The organism is Ectopseudomonas composti, from assembly GCF_900115475.1.
GTDB classification, from domain to species: Bacteria; Pseudomonadota; Gammaproteobacteria; order Pseudomonadales; family Pseudomonadaceae; genus Aquipseudomonas; species Aquipseudomonas composti.
On sequence record NZ_FOWP01000012.1, the window covers coordinates 151,257 to 171,473 of the forward strand.

The 20,217-nt window shown below is 62.6% G+C and carries 17 protein-coding genes and 2 rRNA genes; 6 read left to right on the top strand and 13 right to left on the bottom strand.

Annotated features, from left to right (window positions below; translation table 11 throughout):
* Positions 1-138: 138 nt before the first annotated feature.
* From BM059_RS19895 to BM059_RS19910, 4 genes are all read right to left on the bottom strand, one after another.
* Positions 139-984 carry an alpha/beta hydrolase gene (locus BM059_RS19895; protein ID WP_244154438.1) on the bottom strand — a complete coding sequence of 282 codons (846 nt, stop codon included), beginning with the start codon at positions 982-984 and terminating at the stop codon, positions 139-141.
* Positions 981-3,356, bottom strand: coding sequence for a TonB-dependent siderophore receptor (locus tag BM059_RS19900; protein WP_139220773.1), 2,376 nt, complete (start codon positions 3,354-3,356; stop codon positions 981-983). Before BM059_RS19900 ends, BM059_RS19895 begins: the two co-directional genes overlap by 4 nt.
* Before the next feature lie 64 nt (positions 3,357-3,420).
* The gene (locus BM059_RS19905) at positions 3,421-4,338 is read right to left on the bottom strand and encodes a DUF4880 domain-containing protein (RefSeq protein ID WP_074941063.1); all 918 of its coding nucleotides are present in this window, start codon (positions 4,336-4,338) and stop codon (positions 3,421-3,423) included.
* Positions 4,338-4,856 (bottom strand): sigma-70 family RNA polymerase sigma factor, encoded by a 519-nt coding sequence (locus BM059_RS19910; protein WP_074941081.1) that lies wholly within the window; start codon positions 4,854-4,856, stop codon positions 4,338-4,340. The genes BM059_RS19905 and BM059_RS19910 overlap by 1 nt, the downstream gene beginning before the upstream one ends.
* A gap of 461 nt (positions 4,857-5,317) precedes the next feature.
* Here BM059_RS19910 and BM059_RS19915 point away from each other — a divergent pair, with 461 nt between their 5' ends.
* Complete coding sequence (locus BM059_RS19915; RefSeq protein ID WP_037005060.1) at positions 5,318-6,904, top strand: ABC-F family ATPase; 1,587 nt, start codon at positions 5,318-5,320, stop codon at positions 6,902-6,904.
* A 125-nt stretch (positions 6,905-7,029) separates the two neighbouring features.
* Here the strand turns inward: BM059_RS19915 and BM059_RS19920 are convergent, their stop codons facing one another.
* Positions 7,030-7,638 carry an FMN-dependent NADH-azoreductase gene (locus BM059_RS19920; protein WP_074941064.1) on the bottom strand — a complete coding sequence of 203 codons (609 nt, stop codon included), beginning with the start codon at positions 7,636-7,638 and terminating at the stop codon, positions 7,030-7,032.
* Positions 7,639-7,757: 119 nt separating this feature from the next.
* Here BM059_RS19920 and BM059_RS19925 point away from each other — a divergent pair, with 119 nt between their 5' ends.
* Positions 7,758-8,660: a LysR substrate-binding domain-containing protein gene (locus BM059_RS19925; RefSeq protein WP_074941065.1), complete on the top strand. Its 903-nt coding sequence runs from the start codon at positions 7,758-7,760 to the stop codon at positions 8,658-8,660.
* A 1-nt stretch (position 8,661) separates the two neighbouring features.
* Here BM059_RS19925 and BM059_RS19930 read toward each other — a convergent pair whose 3' ends face one another.
* On the bottom strand, positions 8,662-10,344 hold the full coding sequence (locus BM059_RS19930; RefSeq protein WP_074941066.1) for a methyl-accepting chemotaxis protein: 1,683 nt from the start codon (positions 10,342-10,344) through the stop codon (positions 8,662-8,664).
* A 114-nt stretch (positions 10,345-10,458) separates the two neighbouring features.
* Positions 10,459-11,778 (bottom strand): Na+/H+ antiporter family protein, encoded by a 1,320-nt coding sequence (locus tag BM059_RS19935; RefSeq protein ID WP_074941067.1) that lies wholly within the window; start codon positions 11,776-11,778, stop codon positions 10,459-10,461.
* Positions 11,779-11,978: 200 nt separating this feature from the next.
* On the opposite strand from BM059_RS19935, the gene BM059_RS19940 reads away from it, so the two are divergent.
* Complete coding sequence (locus BM059_RS19940; RefSeq protein ID WP_074941068.1) at positions 11,979-14,123, top strand: methyl-accepting chemotaxis protein; 2,145 nt, start codon at positions 11,979-11,981, stop codon at positions 14,121-14,123.
* A 144-nt stretch (positions 14,124-14,267) separates the two neighbouring features.
* Positions 14,268-14,864: an NADPH-dependent FMN reductase gene (locus BM059_RS19945; RefSeq protein WP_074941069.1), complete on the top strand. Its 597-nt coding sequence runs from the start codon at positions 14,268-14,270 to the stop codon at positions 14,862-14,864.
* A gap of 114 nt (positions 14,865-14,978) precedes the next feature.
* On the opposite strand, the gene BM059_RS19950 is transcribed toward BM059_RS19945, so the two are convergent.
* From BM059_RS19950 to BM059_RS19965, 4 genes are read right to left on the bottom strand one after another with little or no spacing between them, the layout of a single operon-like run.
* Positions 14,979-16,292 carry an ATP-binding protein gene (locus BM059_RS19950; protein ID WP_074941070.1) on the bottom strand — a complete coding sequence of 438 codons (1,314 nt, stop codon included), beginning with the start codon at positions 16,290-16,292 and terminating at the stop codon, positions 14,979-14,981.
* Positions 16,289-16,957 (bottom strand): response regulator transcription factor, encoded by a 669-nt coding sequence (locus BM059_RS19955; RefSeq protein WP_074941071.1) that lies wholly within the window; start codon positions 16,955-16,957, stop codon positions 16,289-16,291. Before BM059_RS19955 ends, BM059_RS19950 begins: the two co-directional genes overlap by 4 nt.
* Entirely contained in the window at positions 16,957-17,271 is a 315-nt protein-coding gene (locus BM059_RS19960) for a PepSY domain-containing protein (protein WP_074941072.1), read from the bottom strand. The genes BM059_RS19955 and BM059_RS19960 overlap by 1 nt, the downstream gene beginning before the upstream one ends.
* Positions 17,271-17,579 carry a PepSY domain-containing protein gene (locus BM059_RS19965; RefSeq protein ID WP_074941073.1) on the bottom strand — a complete coding sequence of 103 codons (309 nt, stop codon included), beginning with the start codon at positions 17,577-17,579 and terminating at the stop codon, positions 17,271-17,273. The genes BM059_RS19960 and BM059_RS19965 overlap by 1 nt, the downstream gene beginning before the upstream one ends.
* A 145-nt stretch (positions 17,580-17,724) precedes the next feature.
* Here BM059_RS19965 and BM059_RS19970 point away from each other — a divergent pair, with 145 nt between their 5' ends.
* Positions 17,725-18,804: a patatin-like phospholipase family protein gene (locus BM059_RS19970; RefSeq protein ID WP_074941074.1), complete on the top strand. Its 1,080-nt coding sequence runs from the start codon at positions 17,725-17,727 to the stop codon at positions 18,802-18,804.
* Between the two features lie 125 nt (positions 18,805-18,929).
* Complete coding sequence (gene queD / locus BM059_RS19975) at positions 18,930-19,286, top strand: 6-carboxytetrahydropterin synthase QueD (protein ID WP_003461315.1); 357 nt, start codon at positions 18,930-18,932, stop codon at positions 19,284-19,286.
* Positions 19,287-19,641: 355 nt separating this feature from the next.
* Here the strand turns inward: queD and rrf are convergent.
* Positions 19,642-19,757, bottom strand: a 5S ribosomal RNA gene (rrf, locus tag BM059_RS19980).
* Between the two features lie 139 nt (positions 19,758-19,896).
* Positions 19,897-20,217: ribosomal RNA gene (locus tag BM059_RS19985) — 23S ribosomal RNA — on the bottom strand; the annotation flags it as partial.

Below are 20,217 nucleotides of genomic sequence, written 5' to 3' on the forward strand. Positions count from 1 at the left end.
TTTTCAGGGCAAGAACCATGGGACAGCCCAATCGAGACGCCCCTACCCTTTTTATGACAACGAGCCTGCAGCCTCCTTCACGTTTCAAGAACGTCTCTTGTTACCTCTAATACGCACCTGACAGCCCCGTTGCGGAATTCAGTAGCGCCGCGTGCTCATCAGCTCTTCCAGTACCCGAGTGGTGACACGAAACGGAATCGACATGTGGTCCTCGCCCGCCTCGAGCTGGAAATTACTGCGCAGACCATACTGCGAGAGTGATTCCAGACGCAGCTGCAGCGAGCGCACGTCCTGAATTTCCTGCGGCATTTCACGATCGCCCACCCACATGCTCAGGCTGCGATGGATCAGGTCCAGCTCGCCCGCATGTGCACGCTCGGTGAATGCCCGCTCATGCGCCAGCAGGTAGAGGTCGCGCCACCACAGACTTGGGCTGATGGCGACAACATGCTGGAACAGCTGCGGCCGGGTAAACAACGCATAGATGCCGAACATGCCACCAAAGGAATGGCCGACCAGGCTGACCTGGTCCTGGTCGACCTTGAAGCGCTGATTGACCTGGGGCATCAGGCGCTGCTCGATGAAATCGAGAAACAGGTCCTGGCCACCCTGCGGCGGATCATTGCGCTCAGGCAGTTGCGGCGGCGACAGGTCGAACGCACGACGCTCGAAATCCAGCGGCGTGCTGCTGGGGTAGCCGATGGCGACGATAATCGCCTTGCGCCATTGCTTTTGCGCCCGCTTGGCAGCATGGAATGCCGGAAAGTAGGCATTGCCGTCGAGCAGATAGACCACCGGGTAGCCACCGGTATAAGGCACATCGCCCTCCGGCAGGCTGACCATGATCCGGTAGTCACGGCCCTCGGCACTCTTCATCAGCCATTGTTCACTACCGTCCAGATTGACCGGGTCGGCCTGGGCAGTGGCAAGGCCACCCAGCAACAGCGCCGTCAAAGCGCTGCGCAGCCAGCTCAGCGCACTCACCAGCTGTAACTCAGGCTGGTGATCACGCTGCGCGCCTCGCCACGATAGCAATAGCCATCCTGACAGTTGACGTATTGCTTGTCGGTCAGGTTGCGGGCATTGACGGCTAGACGCACACCGTCCAGGTCGCCAGCAAAATCGTAGTGCACCCCGGCGTCGAACAGGGTGTAGTCCTCACTTTTCACCGTGTTCATGTTGTTGCCGTAGACGCTGCTGGTATAGCGCGCGCCCGCACCGAAACCGAGACCAAACGGTAGCTTGTAATCGAGCCACAGCGCCGCCATGTGGCGCGGCGTGTTTTTCGGATCCTTGCCCTGGTTACCATCGTTGCTCTTGGTCACCTCGGGGTCGTTGTAGCTGTAGCTGGCGGTCAGATGCAGACGCTCACTGAGGTCGGCCACGGCCTCCAGCTCCAGACCGCGTGATACCTGTTCGCCGGTCTGCACGGTGTTGAGCGGCTTGAGCGGGTCGCGGGTCGAGACGTTCTCCTGCGTCAGGTGATAGAGCGACGCGGTAAACAGTGCACTGGTGCCAGGCGGCTGGTACTTGAGGCCGATCTCGTACTGAGTGCCTTCGGTAGGTTTGAGCGGTCCGGCAGCGTTGCTGCCACTTTGCGGCAAGAACGATTCGGCATAGCTGATATAGGGCGCCAGGCCATTATCAAACAGGTACAGCGCACCGATCTGGTAGGTGGTGGCGGAGTCACTGATCTTGCTGTTGCGGTCGGTCAGGTTGTTGCTATTTCGCACGTGCACCCAGTCACGGCGCACCCCAGCGGAAAGACGCCAGCGGTCGAGTTCGATCTGGTCCTGCAGGTAGATGCCGCTGCGCTGGGTCAGGCTATCCTGATCGGAGATCGGAGTGCCGGGGCGGATGACCGGCTGGTGATAATCCGGCGCATTCATGTCGAGCGAGGGCGCCGGCCCGGAGGCATAAAGCACGGAACTGTCGAACCAGGCGTAATCCCAACCGGTGAGCAGCGTGTGCTGCAGTTGGCCGGTGGCGAAGCGGCTGATCAGGCGCGTGTCGCTGCTCACCGACTCCATGTCCTCGTACACACCGACGGCATAACGCTCCATGATGCCATTGACGATGGGCACATTCGGATCTGGCTGCAGGTACTGGTTGGTGGTATTCAACTGGCCGTAACGCAGGTTCTGCTGCAGGCTGAAGGTGTCGTTGAAGGCGTGCTCGAATTCGTAGCCGAAGGTCCACTGACGCTGGCCGAGCTTGTCGAAGTACTCGTCACCCTGCCAGAAATCGGTGAGGCGATTACCGTCGTGATAGAGCATCGGCGAAGCGGCAGTCTCACGCTCCTGATACTGGGCCAGCAGGGTCAGGCTGGTGGCCGGGTCGATCTGCCAACTCAGCGATGGCGCCAGCATGCGCACGTCATTGTTCAGCTGTTCGATGTCGTAGAGGGCGTCGCGATAGACGCCGACAGTGCGAAACAGCACATCGCCCGCCTCGTCCAGCTTGCCGCCGACATCGAACTGCCCTTGCCGGTGATCGTGATTACCAGCCTGGATTTCCACCTGATTCTTCGCCTGCAGGCTGGGCCGCTTGCTCACCCGGTTGACCATGCCGCCGGGGCTGATCTGCCCGTAAAGCACCGAAGCCGGGCCCTTGAGCACCTCGATACGCTCCAGGGCGTAGGCCTCCGTGCCGTAGATCGACAGCCAGCCGTTGTAGGGCTGGCGCAGACCATCGAGGAAGTCGGCGGACATGGTGGTGTCGAAGCCGCGGATGTTGATCTGATCGAAGCGCGGATCGAGTCCCGAGCCGCCGGTGCGCACGCCAGCGCTGTAGGCCACAGCGTCTTCGACGCGGTCGACCTTGCGATCGGCGATCTGCCCGGCGGTGACCACGCTGATGCTCTGCGCGGTCTGCAGAATCGGCAAATCGGTCTTGGTCGCCGTACTCGCATTGCTGGCGAAATAACCCGGCAGCGGCGCGAAAGCGCTCTGCGTCGGTGCGGCCTCAACGGTCACTGGCTGCAGCTGATAGCTGTCATCGGCGCGCAGCGGCCGCACCACATAGCCGGATGCGATCTTGTCGGCTACTAGCCCGGTGCCGCCGAGAATCTGCAACAAGCCTTCCTCGACCGACTGTGCGCCTGCCGAACCGGAGCTGACGCGCCCGCGGACCGTCTCCGGCGAGTACGACAAGGTGATGCCGGCCCGCTCGGCATAAAGGCTCAGCGTTTGATCCAACGCCCCGCCCGGTACATCGGCGGCCACCGCACGCGGCGCCGGCTCGGCCGCCAGCAATGCGGGGCTGGTGGCAGCGCCGCATAGCGCCAGAGCGATACAAATGGCAGTGGACAGCTTGCGCGGTTGCAGGCGCGACGGCAGAGAGCAGGTAGAGCGCATGAGGGTATCCATTCAGGGAGTGATCACCCCTAACCGGATGAACCGCTAAAGTCCGACAAATTTTTTATGCGACGGGCACCACGCGCACCCACCAGCGGGTTCGCTCGACCAGCGCCACCGGCAACAGATGGGTGATGTTGCGCAACATCAGCCCGGGCTCAGCGAGGCGGAACACACCGGACAGGCGCAGGTCGGCCACCGCCGGATCGCAGCCTAGCCAGCCGTGCCGATAGCGCCCCGCCTCGGCGAGAAAATCCACCAGGCGAATGTCGTTGACCACCAGCAGCCCGCGTGTCCAGGCGAAGGGATCGAGTGCGCTTCGCCCCAGCGGATTCATACCCCTGGCCGATACCGCCAGCCCTTCGCCGGCCTGCAACCGACGCTGACCTGCCGCGGCGCGAACCAGAACCTCGCCCTGCTCCACCCGTATTTCGCTGCGGCTGTCGTACTCGCGCACCGACATGCGCGCGCGGAGCCCCAAGCATTCGGCAAAACTACAGCGCAGCTGCCATTGCCCACCCTCCACCAGCGCCTCGCCACTACGCAACAAGAGCTGCTGTCCGTTTACATCGACTGCGCTGCCGGTGTTGAGCAACACCTGGACATCACCCGCCAGGTTAAGCCGCCGAGTTTCGCCGGTGGCCGTGGCGAAGTCAGTGCGCCACACCGGCGCCGAGGCAGCCGCCAGCAGCGTAGCGCTACCGGCCGTCAAACCGAGCAGCTTGAGCATCCGGCGCCGACTCAGATCCGCCTCGGCCCGCTGCAACAAGGGAATGGCTTGCGCCGCATCGCCCAGAGGATTCAACCGAAACAGCCCGGCCATCTGCTGCAGGCGTTGCCAGGCCTGGTCATGCTGTTCGTCCTGCGCCAGCCAGTCGTGCAACTGGCGTTGCAGCTCGACACTGGCAGGCTCAGCGCGCAGGCGCATCTGCCATTCGATGGCCGCACGGACGATGGACTCGGAAGGCTGCCCGGCGGTCATCACGGCGCAGCCTCGAAACACAGGCGATAGCAATGCAGCAAGGCATGGGCTACATGGCGCTCAACGGTGCGACTGGAAACGCCCAGTTGCCGCGCCACCTGCGTATGGTTGAGGCCGCCGAGCTGATACAGCAGAAACGCCTCGCGCACGGCGGGCTTCAACCCTTCGAGCAACTGCGCGATGCGCTCCAGGGACTGCAAGGCCTCGTAGCGAACCTCCGGCGACGGATGGCTCGCCTCGGGCAACAGCGCCAGGGCTTCGAGATACGCGCGCTCCAACGCATCGCGCCGCCAGTGATCGATCACCAGGCCACGGGCGATACGCGCCAGCAAGGCACGAGGCGCCCGATTGTCGACAGGCTGATCACGCACCAGCAGGCGCAGAAAGGTGTCCTGAACCAGATCCGCCGCCTGCTGCGAACAGCCGACAGAACGCCGCAGCCAGCCATGCAGCCAGCCCTGATGCGTGCCGTACAGCACATCGAGGGGAATGATCGAATCGGTTTCAGACGAGGACATAAAGCGGCCCATACCAGCAGGCTGAAAACACCATGAAGGAGCATGGCGACCGCTGCGAACATTAATAGCGAATCATTCTTATTACAAATTTTTCAGCTTGCGAAGCACCAGCCTTGCGAGTCAGGTCGTCCCTCCTCGCCCTTTTCAGCTAGCTGTGGTCACTAAAATGACCGCTGCCTCGCCACCTTTTATCTCGAGCAGCCCATGACGGGCTGTGGTTCGAAGTGCCAAGTGATACCATTGCGCGCTTCGACGCCGCCCCGTCCACCGACGGCAACCGGCGCCACGATGCCCGACACTCACCCCCATGCCTCACCAGCCTTATCGGCTCGTCTGCCGGCAGGGGCGTAGCGTTCACTTATACGCGCAGGTTCGTCTTCCTCGGTTCGGGCCGGGCTGAAAGGCTCGAAGCGGTATCACCCTTTAAACAGCGCACCTCAAGTTACTGATAGGTAAGTCCTTTGATTTCCACCGCTAACATCACCATGCAGTTCGGCGCCAAGCCGCTGTTCGAGAACGTTTCCGTCAAGTTCAACAACGGCAACCGCTACGGCCTGATCGGCGCCAACGGCTGCGGCAAGTCGACCTTCATGAAAATTCTTGGCGGCGACCTCGAGCCTTCCGGCGGCCAGGTGATGCTCGAGCCGAACGTGCGCCTGGGCAAGCTGCGCCAGGATCAGTTCGCCTACGAAGAATTCAACGTGATCGACACCGTGATCATGGGCCACGAAGAGCTGTGGAAGGTCAAGGCCGAGCGCGACCGCATCTACTCGCTGCCAGAAATGAGCGAAGAAGACGGCATGAAGGTCGGCGAGCTCGAAGGTGAGTTCGCCGAGATGGACGGCTACACCGCCGAATCGCGCGCGGGCGAGCTGCTGCTGGGCCTGGGTATTCCGCTGGAGCAGCACTTCGGCCCGATGAGCGAAGTCGCTCCAGGCTGGAAGCTGCGCGTGCTGCTGGCCCAGGCGCTGTTCTCGGACCCGGACGTGCTGCTGCTCGACGAGCCGACCAACCACCTGGATATCAACACCATCCGCTGGCTGGAAACGATCCTAACGGCGCGTAACAGCACCATGATCATCATTTCCCACGACCGTCACTTCCTCAACTCGGTCTGCACCCACATGGCCGACCTGGATTACGGCGAGCTGCGTCTGTTCCCGGGCAACTACGACGAATACATGACCGCCGCCACCCAGTCGCGCGAGCAATTGCTGGCCGACAACGCCAAGAAGAAGGCGCAGATCTCCGAGCTGCAAAGCTTCGTCAGCCGCTTCTCGGCCAACGCCTCGAAAGCCAAGCAGGCCACCAGCCGCGCCAAGCAGATCGACAAGATCCAGCTGGCCGAGGTCAAGCCGTCGAGCCGCGTCAGCCCGTTCATTCGCTTCGAGCAGACCAAGAAACTGCACCGCCAGGCCGTGACCATCGAGAAAGTGTCCAAGGCCTTCGACGACAAGGTACTGTTCAAGAACTTCAGCTTCACCGTCGAAGCCGGCGAGCGCGTGGCGATCATCGGCCCCAACGGTATCGGCAAGACCACCCTGCTGCGCACCCTGGTCGGCGAGACGACCCCGGATGCCGGTTCGGTGAAATGGACCGAGAGCGCCGAGGTTGGTTACTACGCGCAGGATCACGCCCACGATTTCGAAGATGACGTGACCCTGTTCGACTGGATGGGCCAGTGGACCACCGGCGAGCAGGTGATCCGCGGCACCCTCGGACGCATGCTGTTCTCCAACGACGAGATTCTCAAGTCGGTGAAGGTCATCTCCGGTGGTGAACAGGGTCGTATGCTGTTCGGCAAGCTGATCCTGCAGAAACCCAACGTACTGGTGATGGACGAACCGACCAACCACCTGGACATGGAATCGATCGAAGCGCTCAACCTGGCGCTGGAGAACTACCCGGGCACGCTGATTTTTGTCAGCCATGACCGCGAGTTCGTTGGCTCCCTGGCCACGCGCATCATCGAACTGTCGGACAACGGCGTCACCGACTTCAGCGGCACCTACGACGACTACCTGCGCAGCCAGGGCATCATCGTCTGAAACTCACAAGAAAACGCCCTCTCCCATCTACGGGAGAGGGGTTGGGGAGAGGGCTGGACGACAGCGCTCTCAGCCCAGAAACAACAAAGCCCGCGAAAGCGGGCTTTGTTGTTTCAGCACCCTGCTCAAGCAGTAGCGAACAGCTCGGAGATACGCTGCGCAGCACCTTTCATGGCTTCGGCGCGCGGCTCTTCGCCGTAGGCCAGACCTTCGGCGCGAACGATCTCGATATCGTCGATGCCGACGAAATTCAGCATGCGCACCAGATAGTCCTCATGCGCCTGGCCAGACGGCTGGCCGGCATGGATGCCACCGGCGCTGGAGGCGATCACTACGGTCTTGCCACCAGCCAGCCCTACCGGGCCGTTCTCGGTGTACTTGAAGCTCTTGCCGGCAACGGCGATGCGGTCGATCCAAGCCTTCAGTTGGCTGGGAATGGCGAAGTTGTACATCGGCGCACCGATGACGATGGCATCGGCAGCGAGAAACTCTTCCAGGGTGCGCTCGGCCAGCTCGGCCTCGTGTTTCTGCGCGGCGTCACGCAGCTCGGCCGGGGTACCGGCGGCTACCAGGGTGGCAGCGGAAAAGTGGCTCAGCGCCTCGCTGGCAAGGTCGCGGTAAGTCACCCGGGCATCTGCAGTGACAGCGCTCCAGGCCTCGACCACGGAGCGGCTGAGCTGACGGGAAGCGGACGCATCACCAAGGATGCTGGAATCGAGGTGCAGTAGTTTCATAGGTTCTCTCCAAGGTGTCGTGCGACGTGGCGACGCGATAGAACAGAGGCTACCCGCGGAACCAATAACCGATAAGATGGCAAAAACGCGATGCTTCGTCCCACCGGTAGGACAATGGTATGCATGATCTCAATGATCTTTTCTATTTTGCCAAGGTCGTGGAAGCAGGCGGTTTCGCTGCGGCCGGGCGCGCACTGGGCATTCCGAAATCACGCCTGTCGCGGCGCATCGCCGAGCTGGAGCAGCGCCTGGGTGCGCGCTTGCTACAGCGCTCGACACGCAAACTGGCGCTGACCGATATCGGCGAACGTTACCTGCGCCATTGCCAGGCCATGCTGCTGGAGGCCGAGCAGGCCGAGGAAACCGTGACCAACCTGACCAGCGAACCGCGTGGCCGGGTGCGCTTCTCCACTCCACCGGGCGTGGCCCTGCTGCCCGACGTGATCAATGATTTTCTGACGCGCTACCCCAGGGTGCAGCTGGAGGTCGTACAGACCAGCCGCCGTATCGATCTGCTCAACGAGGCCGTGGACGTCGCGCTGCGCGTGCGCAACGCCGATGACGAAGAACCGGGTCTGATCACTCGCCGCCTGCTACCAGCGCGCGCGCTGGTGGTGGCGCGCCCGGATCTGATAGCCGGGCTGCGCTTGGAGCAGCCAGAAGACCTGCAGCAGTTGCCGGCCCTGGGCGCGATTGGCGCGGACCGACGCATCCATCTGCGCTTTTGCCACGCCACTTCTGAGGAGTTTCGCGAAATTGCCCTGGAAGCGCGCCTGGCCGTCGACGACTTTCCAATGCGCAAGTCGGCGGCACTGGCCGGGGTGGGCATTACCCTGCTGCCCACCACCTACTGCCATGAGGAACTGGCCGATGGCCGCCTGATCGCCCTGCTGCCGCAGTGGACGGTGCCGCAGGGCCACATTCAACTGGCCTACACCCACAGGCGCGGCATGTCGCCGGCTGTCCGCGCCTGGATCGAGTTGCTCAGCGACGCCTTCAGCCGCTGGAGTTTCCCGCTCTGAATCAGATGCGGAACTGACGCACCAGCGCGCCGAGGCGATCACCCAGACCAGCCAGGCTGCGTGCGGTCTGCGCGCCACGTTCGGTTTCGTCGGCGACGCTGTCCACGGCGACGGCGATCTGATGCACGCTACGGTTGATCTCCTCGGCCACTGCCGTCTGCTCCTCGGCGGCGCTGGCGATCTGCGCGTTCATCGCATTGATGGTGGCGATCAGTTGAGCGATGGCATCGAGCGATTCGCCGGCCTTGTTGGCCTGCTCGCTGGTCAGCTCGCCGGCATCACTGGAGCGGCGCATCGAGGTCACTGACTGCTGGGTGCCCTGCTGCAATCGGTCGATCATGCCCTGGATTTCCTGGGTGCTCTGCTGGGTGCGGCTGGCCAGGGCGCGCACCTCATCGGCGACCACGGCAAAACCGCGCCCGGCCTCACCGGCACGCGCGGCTTCGATGGCGGCGTTGAGTGCCAGCAGGTTGGTCTGTTCGGCGATGGAGCGGATCACGTCGAGCACGCTGACGATGGACTGCACGTCCTGCTGCAGGTTGTCGAGCGATACGCCACTGCTGCGAATGTCGTCCACCAGTGAGTGGATGCGCTGGATGCTGCCATCAACCACGCTTTTGGCAGCCTGCCCTTCGCGGTCGGTCTGTTGCGCGGCTTCGGCGGCGTTCTGCGCGCTCTTGGCGACTTCATGCGCGGCGGCCGACATTTCGTTGATCGCCGTGGCCACCTGATCGGTTTCGTGACGCTGCTGTGCCATGGCCTGCTCGGAACGCTGCGCCTGCTGCGAAACCTGGCCCACCAGTTCGGTGAGCTGCCCGGTCATCTCGACGATCTGCCGTACCAGGCCATGCACTTTCTCGACGAAGCGGTTGAAGGAGCCGGCAAGCTGGCCCAGCTCATCGTTACTGGTCACGGGTAGGCGACGAGTCAGATCGCCCTCGCCCGCAGCGATATCGTCAAGGTTGGCCTTGATCTGCTGCAACGGACGCAGGAAAGCGTTGCCCAGCCACACCCCGATCACGCCGAACACCAGCAGGAGTACTGCCGCGACGACCACGATGCTGGTGATGATGGTGCCGATGCGCCGGTCGATCTCGGCCTGCACCTCGCTGATGCGCGCCTCCATGCCGTCGAGGTTGAGCGCGGTGCCGAGGGCCATGTCCCACTTCGGCAGGTAATAGCTGTAGGCGAGTTTGGGTACCTGCACGGCCTCGTTGCCCGGCAGCGGCGAGGAGTAGTTGACGAAGTAGCTGTTGTTCTTCGCCACGTTGACCAGCTCGCGGTTGATATAGACGCCATTGGAGTCGCGTCGGTCGACAAGGCTCTTGCCGACATCCACCGGGCTGTCGCCACGGAACAGGCGCACCACATTGGAGTCGTGACCGAAGAAGTAGCCATCGGCACCGTATTTGATCTTGGAGAGGATCGCGATGGCCTGCTCGCGACTGGCCATATCGCCCTGCGCCGCACCATCGTAGAGGCCCTTTACCGAGCCCATGGCGATCTGGATGTAGTGTTCCAGCTCGCTGCGTTTCTCTTGCAGCAGGCGCTCACGGGTCTCGGCGACCTCGTCAGCCGCCAGGCTTTGCAGCACCCGCGCAGCCGTGCCGCTGAGCACCAGGGCGAAGAGGATGACGGGAACCAGCGCAAGCAGGATGACCTTGGCTTTGAGTGTCAGGCGCATTTCTTGTTGTCCTTATGTGCGAAACCAAAAACGGGGCTACCGATATATCGGCAGCCCCGTGGAGGAATTAAGCGACCTACCACACCGAGAACTTAACCCGGCGTGCCCACCTCTTCACAGCAGCATAGCGGCGGCCCAACCGAACGCCAGCAGCGGCAGGTTGTAGTGCAGGAAGGTGGGCACGACGCTGTCCCAGATATGGTTGTGCTGACCGTCGGCGTTCAAACCCGAGGTTGGCCCCAGTGTCGAGTCCGAAGCCGGCGAGCCGGCGTCGCCCAGAGCACCGGCAGTGCCGACGATGCAGACTATAGCCAGCGGGCTGAAGCCCAGTTGCACGCCCAGCGGCACGAAGATCGCGGCGATGATCGGGATGGTCGAAAAGGAAGAACCGATACCCATGGTCACCAGCAGCCCGACCAGCAACATCAGCAGCGCACCGACCGCCTTGTTGTGACCGATCAGCTCAGCCGAGCTGTCCACCAGCGCCTTCACTTCACCCGTGGTCTTCATCACCTCGGCGAAGCCGGCAGCGGCGATCATGATGAAGCCGATCATGGCCATCATCTTCATGCCTTCGGTGAACAGGTCGTCCGCCTCTTTCCAGCGCACCACGCCGGACACCGAGAAGATCACGAAGCCGACCAGCGCACCGATGATCATCGAGTCCAGCCACAACTGCACGACGAACGCGGCGGCGATGGCAAGCCCTGCCACCAGCAGACTCAACGGGTTGTATTGCACGTCCACGCGCTCGGCCTGCGCGACCTTCTCCAGGTCATAGACACGCTTGCCGCGGTAGCTGAACAGCACCGCGACGAGCAGGCCGAAGAGCATGCCCAGTGCCGGGATCGCCATGGCCTGGGTGATGCTGATACCCGTGACGTCGACACCGGACTTGGCCACGTTGGCCAGCAGAATCTCGTTGAGGAAGATGCCGCCAAATCCTACCGGCAGGAACATGTACGGCGTGATCAGGCCGAAGGTCAGCACGCAGGCGATCAACCGGCGGTCCAACTGCAACTTGCTCAACACATAGAGCAGCGGCGGCACCAGCAGCGGAATGAAGGCGATGTGGATCGGCACCAGGTTCTGCGAGGAGATCGCGACCACCAGCAACAGCGCGATCAGTAGCCATTTCAGCACACCACCGGCACCAGCCTGCTGCTTGTCAACCAGCGCCAGGGCTTTGTCCGCCAGGGCATGGGCGAGGCCCGACTTGGCGATGGCCACCGCAAAGGCGCCGAGCAGTGCATAGGACAACGCCACCGTCGCCCCGCCGCCGAGCCCCTGGTTGAACGCCTGCAGCGTGCCCTCGACACCCAGGCCACCGAGCAGGCCACCGGCCAGCGCCCCGACGATCAGCGCCACGACCACGTGTACGCGACAAAGACTGAGGGCCAGCATGATGCCGACCGCGGCGATTACAGCGTTCATAGAGCGTTCCACCTGCAAGCGTGCCGGCAAGGCCGGCGCAAAAAGCCGCGTACTCTGCCGGATGCGAACTATCCTGTCAAAATGAGCAGGCGTTCAGAATATAAAGCAAAGCGTGCATAATTCAGACCGAAATCCGCATCTGTCAAGAAAGCGGGCCGCACACCGATAACCGTACTAGTCCATGTAGAAAGGAACGCACCATGCTGTTCAGCCGTCTTTCGATCCAGTGGAAGATCACCCTGCTCGCCGGCCTGTGCCTGCTCGCCATCGTCACCTTGCTGGTGAGCGCCTCACAGTACCAATCCAGCCGCAGCGCCAGCCTGGTGCGCGAGGCCAGTTCCGGCATGCTGGAGGAAAGCGCCAAACTGCGCCTGAAAGCACGCGGCGAGCTGCAGGCGATCCGCATCCAGCGCTACTTCATGGACGCCTACCAGTACGGCAAGGGATTTTCCCGGCAAATCCTGTTCCTGCGTGAACAGGCGGAAAAACGCTTTCTCGACGCGTTCGACCTGCGCGAAGACCTGACCCGCCAGGTGCGCAGCAGCCTGGAAGCCAACCCTGCCCTGCTTGGCCTGTACCTGGTGTTCGAGCCCAATGCGTTGGATGGCAAGGACGAACTCTTCGCCGATCAGCCCGATCTAGGCAGCAACGAGGCCGGCCGCTTCGCGCTGTACTGGGCGCAACCCACGGTCGGTCAGCTGGAAGCCGAGGCGATGACCGAGAAACTGCTCGGCGACACCACGCCAGGCGACAACGGTGTGGCCTATAACGCCTGGTACACCTGCCCGCGCGAAACCCGTCAGGCCTGCGTGCTGGAGCCCTACTACGACGAAGTCGGCGGGCAGAAGACGCTGATGACCAGCATCGCCTTCCCCCTGGAGCTCGACGGCAAGATCATCGGCGTGATGGGTGTGGATATCAGCCTGGCCAGCCTGCAGCAGATCAGCCAGGAGGCCAATCGCGAGCTGTACGACGGCCAGGGCCATATCAGCATCTTCAGCCCCGGCGCGCTGCTTGCGGGCAATAGCCGCGACGGCAGCCTGCTGAGCCAACCGGTCGAACGTGCCTTTCCCGAGAACGCCAGCGAACTGCGCGGGCTGATCCAGAGCGGCAGCGACGCCGAGTTGCGCCACGGTGACATGCTCCGCGAACTCAGCCCGTTCAAACCGATCCCCGAGGCCAAGCCCTGGTCAGTGCTGCTCGAAGTGCCTCAGCAAGTCTTGCTCGAGCGCGCCATCAAGCTGGGCGCACAGCTCGATGCCAACCGCGCCAGTGACAGCCTGGTCGCCCTGCTGATGGGCCTTGTCGCGGTGATCGCCGGCCTATTATTGATGTGGCTGACCGCACGCGGCGTAACGCGGCCGATTCTCGGCGTGGCGGCCATGCTCAAGGACATCGCCAGCGGTGAAGGCGATCTAACACGCCGCCTGCAATACGCCCGGCAGGATGAGCTGGGCGAGCTGGCCGGCTGGTTCAACCGCTTCCTCGACAAGCTGCAGCCGATCATCGCTGACGTGAAGAACAGCGTGATCGACGCCCGCAGCACTGCCGATCAGTCAGCGGCTATCGCTAGCCAGACCAGCGCCGGCATGCAGCAGCAGTATCGCGAGGTGGATCAGGTGGCGACCGCCTTCCAGGAAATGAGCGCCACCGCTCAGGATGTCGCGCACAACGCAGCGCAGGCCGCAGAAGCCGCACGCAATGCCGACCAGGCCAGCCGCGAAGGCCTGCAAGTGATTGATCGCACCACCAGCACCATCGACCTGCTGGCCAACGAAATGAACGTGGCCATGCAGGAAGTCGAAGGCCTGGCCAGTAGCAGCGAACAGATCGGTTCGGTGCTCGAAGTGATTCGCTCGATTGCCGAACAGACCAACCTGCTCGCCCTCAACGCCGCCATCGAAGCCGCCCGTGCGGGTGAAGCCGGTCGCGGTTTTGCCGTGGTCGCAGACGAGGTGCGCAACCTGGCCAAACGCACTCAAGATTCGGTCGAGGAGATTCGCCAGGTGATCGAAGGCCTGCAGAGTGGCACGCGCGAAGTGGTCAGCACCATGCACAGCAGCCATCGTCAGGCCCAGGGCAGCGTCGAGCAGGTACAGCAGGCCGTGGCTGCGCTGCAGCGCATCAGCCAGGCGGTCAGCACCATTACCGACATGAACCTGCAGATCGCCAGTGCCGCTGAGGAGCAGAGTTCGGTGGCCGAGGAGATCAACCGCAATGTCGCCTCGATCCGCGACGTCACCGAGGCCATCACCGCGCAGGCCGACGAGTCGGCGCAGGTGAGCCAGAACCTCAACCGCCTGGCCAATCACCAGCAAAGCCTGATGGACCAGTTCCGCGTCTGACATCGGTAGAGCGCGCCGTGCGCACCTCAAATCCGGGCCGCGCAGAGGTGAGCATGACGCCAAATCATCCTCGATCTGGCGGCGCTTCCCTTGCAGCGCAGGCAGGCAATCGCCTAGCCTGCGTTCTTTTTTGGGGGAAGCAACATGCTCAACATCGCCTTGGTCGCCGGCTCCAGCCGCAACAACAGCCAATCGGGGAAGGTCGCTCGCGTACTGCGTCAGCGCCTGATCGAGATGGGTCAAACCACCCAGGACACCAGCAGCATCATTGATCTGGGCCTGGCGCCGCTGCCGCTGTGGCCCGCTGAAGATGCCGGCCCCTGGGGCATGTACCAGCAACAACTGGCGGCCGCCGATGCGGTGGTGATCATCGCGCCGGAGTGGAATGGCATGGCCTGCCCGGCGATCAAGAACTTCTTCATCTACGCCAGCAAGGCCGAACTGGCGCACAAGCCGGGCCTGCTGGTGGGCGTGTCCTCCGGCATCGGCGGCGCCTACCCGATCAGCGAACTGCGTGCCTCCAGCTACAAGAACTGCCGCCTGTGCTACCTGCCGGAGCACCTGATCGTGCGTCAGGTCGAGAAAGTCCTGAACGGCCCGCAGCCGGTGGATGAAGCCGAGGAGCGACTCCGCGCCCGCATCGATTACGCACTCGACGTGCTGGTGCGTTACGCCCATGCCCTGCAACCGGTGCGCACCGCAATCAGTTTCGAGAACCCGGCCTTCGCCAACGGGATGTAAGGGATCGTCTTGCACGCCCCGTAGGTGGGTTAGCGGCGCGAAACACTGCGCTTGCAGATGCCAGCGACTTTATCGTGCCGCGTAACCCACCAGGCGATGGCGTGAGCCTGAGGTTCAACGCCGGGGCAGACTGACCATCACCCGCAGCCCACCCAGTGGGCTGTCCTGTAGTTCGATGCGACCATGCCAGGCCTCGATGATATCGCGCACGATACCGAGGCCCAAGCCGTGCCCCGCTACTTGTTCGTCTAGGCGAGTGCCGCGGCCCAGCACGTCCTCGCGGCGCTCGGCATCGATGCCGGGGCCATCATCATCGACAGCCAGGTGATAACCCTCGGCGCTCTCCTCCACCGTCAACTGCACGCGCTGATCGGCCCATTTGCAGGCGTTGTCCAGCAGGTTGCCGAGCAGCTCCAGCAAGTCTTCACGATCACGCGGCAGCATCAGACCTGGCGGCGCCTGCCAATCCAGACTCAGGCCGCGGTCATGAATCATCGACAAGGTCGCGAACAGCCCTGGCAGTTCCTGCGCGCAATCGAAGCGCGCCCCCGGCAACACCTCGCCAGCCAGACGCGCACGCCCCAGCTCGCGGCTCAAGCGCTGCTCGATCTGTTCCAACTGCTCGCGCATGGTCGCGCGCAATGCCGGATGTGCCGCCAACTCTTCTCGGCCAGCCAAGCTGATCAACACGGCCAGCGGCGTTTTCAGCGCATGCCCAAGGTTGCCCAGGGCATTACGCGAGCGCTTGAGGGTGTCCTCGGTGTGCGCCAACAGGTGGTTGATCTGCGCCACCAGCGACTCCAGCTCCTCAGGCACCTCGGCATCCAGGTCGGTACGTCGGCCCTGTTGCAGCTGTGCGATCTGCTGGCGCACCTGCTCCAGCGGACGTAGCGCGCGGCGCACAGTGTAGCGCTGGGCGATCAGGATCAGCAGCAGCGCCGCACCGCCCAGGCCAAGCCCGACCCACTGCATACGGCGAAAACTCTGCAGTATCGGCTGGTAGTCCTGCGCCACGCTGATCGACAGGTTCTCACCATAACGCCGGTAGTCGGCGCGGTAGATCAGCAACAACTGGCCTTGCGGGCCATCGCCCAGCTCGGCCTGCATGCCCGTGCCATCGGGTTTGAGCAGCTCACGATCCCACAGCGAGCGCGAACGCCAGCTGCGGTCGGAGAAGTCGATGCGAAAGTAATGCCCGGAAAATTGTCGCTGGAACGAGGGATCGAGGCGTCGCTCATCCAGCTGCAGCCCCGCCGGGCCGCGCACCAAGGCGGCCAGCAGCCCCTGCGCCTCATCGCGCAGGTCCTCTTCCAGATACGCGCGCAGGCCACGATCGAAGACCCAGAGGCTGGCCTGCGCCAGAACCAGTCCAACCAGCAACAGCGTCGCGGCCAGGCCAATCCCAAGCCGACGCTGAATGGACCTCAACCCTGCTCTCCGGTAAAGCGGTAGCCCTGCCCACGACGGGTCTCGATCACGTTGCGCCCGAGCTTGCCGCGCAGGCGGTTGACGTGCACCTCGATGACATTGGAGTCACGCTCGGTCTCGCCGTCATAGAGGTGGTCGGCGAGATGGCTCTTGGACAGGATCTGCCCCGGATGCAGCATGAAATAACGTAGCAAGCGAAACTCGGCTGCGGTCAGGTCAATAACCTCGCCACCCGAGGTCACGCACTGGCGGCTCTCGTCCAGCTGCAGACCCGCGGCTTCCAGTTGCGGCTGGTTAGCCAGGCCATGGGCGCGGCGCAACAGCGCCTGGATACGCAGGGCCAACTCCTCGGGGTGGAAGGGTTTGGTCAGGTAGTCGTCGGCGCCGGCCTTCAGTCCTTCGATGCGCTCGGCCCAGGAACCTCGCGCAGTCAGCACCAGCACCGGCGTGGCCAGTCCGCCAGCACGCCACTCCTGCAGCACCTCCAACCCCGGTTTGCCTGGCAGGCCGAGGTCGAGAATGATCAGGTCATAAGGCTCGCTGGCACCCTGATAGGCCGCGTCACGACCATCGGCCAGCCAGTCCACGGCATAGCCCTGGCGACTCAGGCTGGCGGTCAGTTCATCGGCCAGGGGTACATGGTCTTCCACCAGCAACAGGCGCATCAGTCGTCTTCCTCATCCTTCAGAATAGTGCCGTTGCGGGCATCCAGTTCGAGCTCGCGCACCACGCCCGAGGTGGTCAGAATCTCGACCTCATAGACCAGCACGCCATCCTCTTCCTCCAGCTCCGCTTCAAGCAGCGTGGAACCGGGGTAGGCATTGCCGATGTGCTGCATCAGTTGCTCGAAGGGCATGATGACCCCTTCGCGCCGCAGGCGCAGAGCCTCATCCTGATCGAGATCGCGCGCAACGCCTGGCACGCTGGCAAAACCGCATGCCAGTACCAGCAATAGCGCGGTGGTACGTCGAAACTTCATCAATCGTCCTGGTGGTTCTTGAGCATTTCCCCGGTGCTGGCATCCAGCTCCAGGTCCCACTGCACGCCCTGGGTATCGCGCAGCTCGATCTGATAGATATAGCGGCCGTATTCGTCTTCCAGCTCGGTTTCTTCGATGCGTGCACCCGGGTGTTGGGCCAATGCCGCCTCATTGAGCTGTTCGAAGGATTTGATGGTACCTGCATCACGCAGACGCAGGGCCTCGTCCGGACCGAGATCGCGCGCCTGGGCAATGGTAGCGGCGCTGACGAGGGTGGCAAGTGTTGCGAGGTGGATCAATCGTTTCATGGCTTTCTCCAGCAGTGAATCAGTGACTGCCACTCTAGGCCCAGGCACTTAATTCAAGCTGAATTCACTCGCGTCATTCACCGCATGAAGTGGCTTGGCCTGCTCACCCAGCCCTCTATAATCGCCTGCTGCGAAAGGAGGCATGATGAGCGCGATCCATATCAAATCCCCTGCCCTGACGATCAAGGCCGGCCCCAGGGCCTTGGCGAGAATTCGCCAGAATGGCCTGAGCCCGGCGGACGTCGGCATCCTGCCTGGCGCAGCCGGAGGACCCAAAGGCATCGGCATTCAGGGACTGGATCTCGCACTCTTTGGAGACTGGCTGCCCCGTGCGCCACGCGAACGCGCCCTGATCGGGGCTTCCATCGGCTCCTGGCGCTTCGCCAGCGCCTGCCTGCCAGATCCGGCCGCCGGGATTCGACGACTCGGCGAGCTGTACACCTCTCAACGCTTCGCCAAGGGCGTGAGCATGGCCGAGGTGTCGGGCAGTTGCCGGCAGATGCTCAACGAGCTGCTCGCGGATCAGGATGCTGCCATCATCGCCAACCCGCACTATCGCCTGCACATTGTCGTGGTGAAGAGTCACGGCCTGCTGCAACACGATCATCGCGGCAAACTCAGCCTCGGCCTGTCATCGGTGATCGGTAACAACTTCCTGGCCCGCCAGCGCCTTGGCCGCCATTTCGACCGCGTGATTCTGCATGATGCGCGACAGGTGCCGCCTCTGGCACAGCTGAGCGACTTCCGCTCGCACTTCCATGCGCTGACCCCGGAAAACCTGCGCCACGCTCTGCTGGCTTCGGGCTCGATTCCCATGGTGATGGAGGCGATTCGCGAGATTCCTGGCCTGGAGCCGGGCGCCTATCGCGATGGCGGCCTGCTCGACTATCACCTCGACCTACCCTACAGCGGCGAAGATATCGTGCTCTATCCGCACTTCACCGATCGTGTGATACCCGGCTGGTTCGACAAGAGCATGCCCTGGCGCCGTGGCGACCGCACGCGCCTGCAGGATGTACTGCTGCTGGCGCCATCACGCGACTACCTGGCGCGCCTGCCACACGGCAAACTGCCGGATCGCACCGACTTCAAACGCTACCTGGGCAATGACCAAGGACGCGAGCGCTACTGGCGCCAGGCGATGGCCGAGAGTTCGCGGCTCGGTGACGAATTTCTCGAGTTGGTCGAAAGCGGCCACCTGGCGGAACGTCTGCAACCGCTTTGATACGCGGGTCATGAGGTGCTGAGTCATCTCACCTGCCGACTACCGAGCCCCAGGCTCTCGGACAGACCTGATAAACTGCGCGACTCAACGCCTATCAGGCGAAATCATCACGCGAGCGCTGTTCAGTGGAATTGTTCAAAGAGTTCATCTTCGAGGCGGCCCATCGCCTGCCCCACGTACCGGAAGGCCACAAATGCGGCCGCCTGCATGGTCACTCCTTTCGAGTTGCCATCTATATCGAAGGTGAAGTCGATCCCTATACCGGCTGGATTCGTGACTTCTCGGAGATCAAGGCGATCTTCAAACCGATCTACGAGCAGCTCGACCACAACTACCTGAACGACATTCCCGGCCTGGAAAACCCCACCAGCGAAGTGCTGGCCAAGTGGATCTGGCAACAGGTCAAACCACTGCTACCAGAGCTGTCGCGCGTACGCATCCACGAAACCTGCACCAGCGGCTGCGAATATCGCGGCGATTGATCATCGCCCAGAAGCACCAAAGGCCACCTCCAAGGTGGCCTTTTTATTGACGCCCCAAAGCGCCGCCAGCCCCGTAGGGTGCGCTGCATTGCCCCGTAGGGTGCGCCGTGCGCACCGAGATGCTCGCGTCATTGGCGGTGCGCGCAGCGCACCCTACGCGAAGCGTTGTTTTCCAGCGCACAAAGAAGAAACCCCAGACCGCGTTGGCGATCTGGGGTTTCGTATAGGAGCTTGACGAAGGCTCGGCCGGCGCTCCGGTGGCCGGCGCCCCGGGACTCTCACCGCCACACACCATTTTCCGCGCCACAAAGAAGAAACCCCAGACCGCGTGCGCGATCTGGGGTTTCGTATAGGAGCCTGACGATGACCTACTCTCACATGGTGAAGCACCACACTACCATCGGCGATGCGTCGTTTCACTACTGAGTTCGGGATGGGATCAGGTGGTTCCAACGCTCTATGGTCGTCAAGCAATTCGGTTGGGATCTCGTCGTAAGACGCTATCCCTTGGATATGTGATAGATAATTTGTAGTTCTTGCAAATTTTCGGCTTTCTGTCGACTTCACCATCGACACCCTCTGCTTGATGGGCAGATTGTTTGGGTGTTATATGGTCAAGCCTCACGGGCAATTAGTATTGGTTAGCTCAACGCCTCACAGCGCTTACACACCCAACCTATCAACGTCGTAGTCTTCGACGGCCCTTTAGGGAGCTCAAGGCTCCAGTGAGATCTCATCTTGAGGCAAGTTTCCCGCTTAGATGCTTTCAGCGGTTATCTTTTCCGAACATAGCTACCCGGCAATGCCACTGGCGTGACAACCGGAACACCAGAGGTTCGTCCAACCCGGTCCTCTCGTACTAAGGTCAGCCCCTCTCAAATCTCAAACGTCCACGGCAGATAGGGACCGAACTGTCTCACGACGTTCTAAA

Excerpts from the sequence above, each read along its gene's own strand:
- BM059_RS19935 (WP_074941067.1), bottom strand. The coding sequence starts at position 11,778 with ATGAACGCTGTAATCGCCGCGGTCGGCATCATGCTGGCCCTCAGTCTT.
- BM059_RS19965 (WP_074941073.1), bottom strand. The coding sequence starts at position 17,579 with ATGAAACGATTGATCCACCTCGCAACACTTGCCACCCTCGTCAGCGCC.
- BM059_RS19930 (WP_074941066.1), bottom strand. The coding sequence starts at position 10,344 with ATGCGCCTGACACTCAAAGCCAAGGTCATCCTGCTTGCGCTGGTTCCC.
- BM059_RS19945 (WP_074941069.1), top strand. The coding sequence starts at position 14,268 with ATGCTCAACATCGCCTTGGTCGCCGGCTCCAGCCGCAACAACAGCCAA.
- BM059_RS19940 (WP_074941068.1), top strand. The coding sequence starts at position 11,979 with ATGCTGTTCAGCCGTCTTTCGATCCAGTGGAAGATCACCCTGCTCGCC.
- BM059_RS19920 (WP_074941064.1), bottom strand. The coding sequence starts at position 7,638 with ATGAAACTACTGCACCTCGATTCCAGCATCCTTGGTGATGCGTCCGCT.
- BM059_RS19970 (WP_074941074.1), top strand. The coding sequence starts at position 17,725 with ATGAGCGCGATCCATATCAAATCCCCTGCCCTGACGATCAAGGCCGGC.
- BM059_RS19900 (WP_139220773.1), bottom strand. The coding sequence starts at position 3,356 with ATGCGCTCTACCTGCTCTCTGCCGTCGCGCCTGCAACCGCGCAAGCTG.
- BM059_RS19955 (WP_074941071.1), bottom strand. The coding sequence starts at position 16,957 with ATGCGCCTGTTGCTGGTGGAAGACCATGTACCCCTGGCCGATGAACTG.
- BM059_RS19905 (WP_074941063.1), bottom strand. The coding sequence starts at position 4,338 with ATGACCGCCGGGCAGCCTTCCGAGTCCATCGTCCGTGCGGCCATCGAA.
- BM059_RS19925 (WP_074941065.1), top strand. The coding sequence starts at position 7,758 with ATGCATGATCTCAATGATCTTTTCTATTTTGCCAAGGTCGTGGAAGCA.
- BM059_RS19910 (WP_074941081.1), bottom strand. The coding sequence starts at position 4,856 with ATGTCCTCGTCTGAAACCGATTCGATCATTCCCCTCGATGTGCTGTAC.
- BM059_RS19960 (WP_074941072.1), bottom strand. The coding sequence starts at position 17,271 with ATGAAGTTTCGACGTACCACCGCGCTATTGCTGGTACTGGCATGCGGT.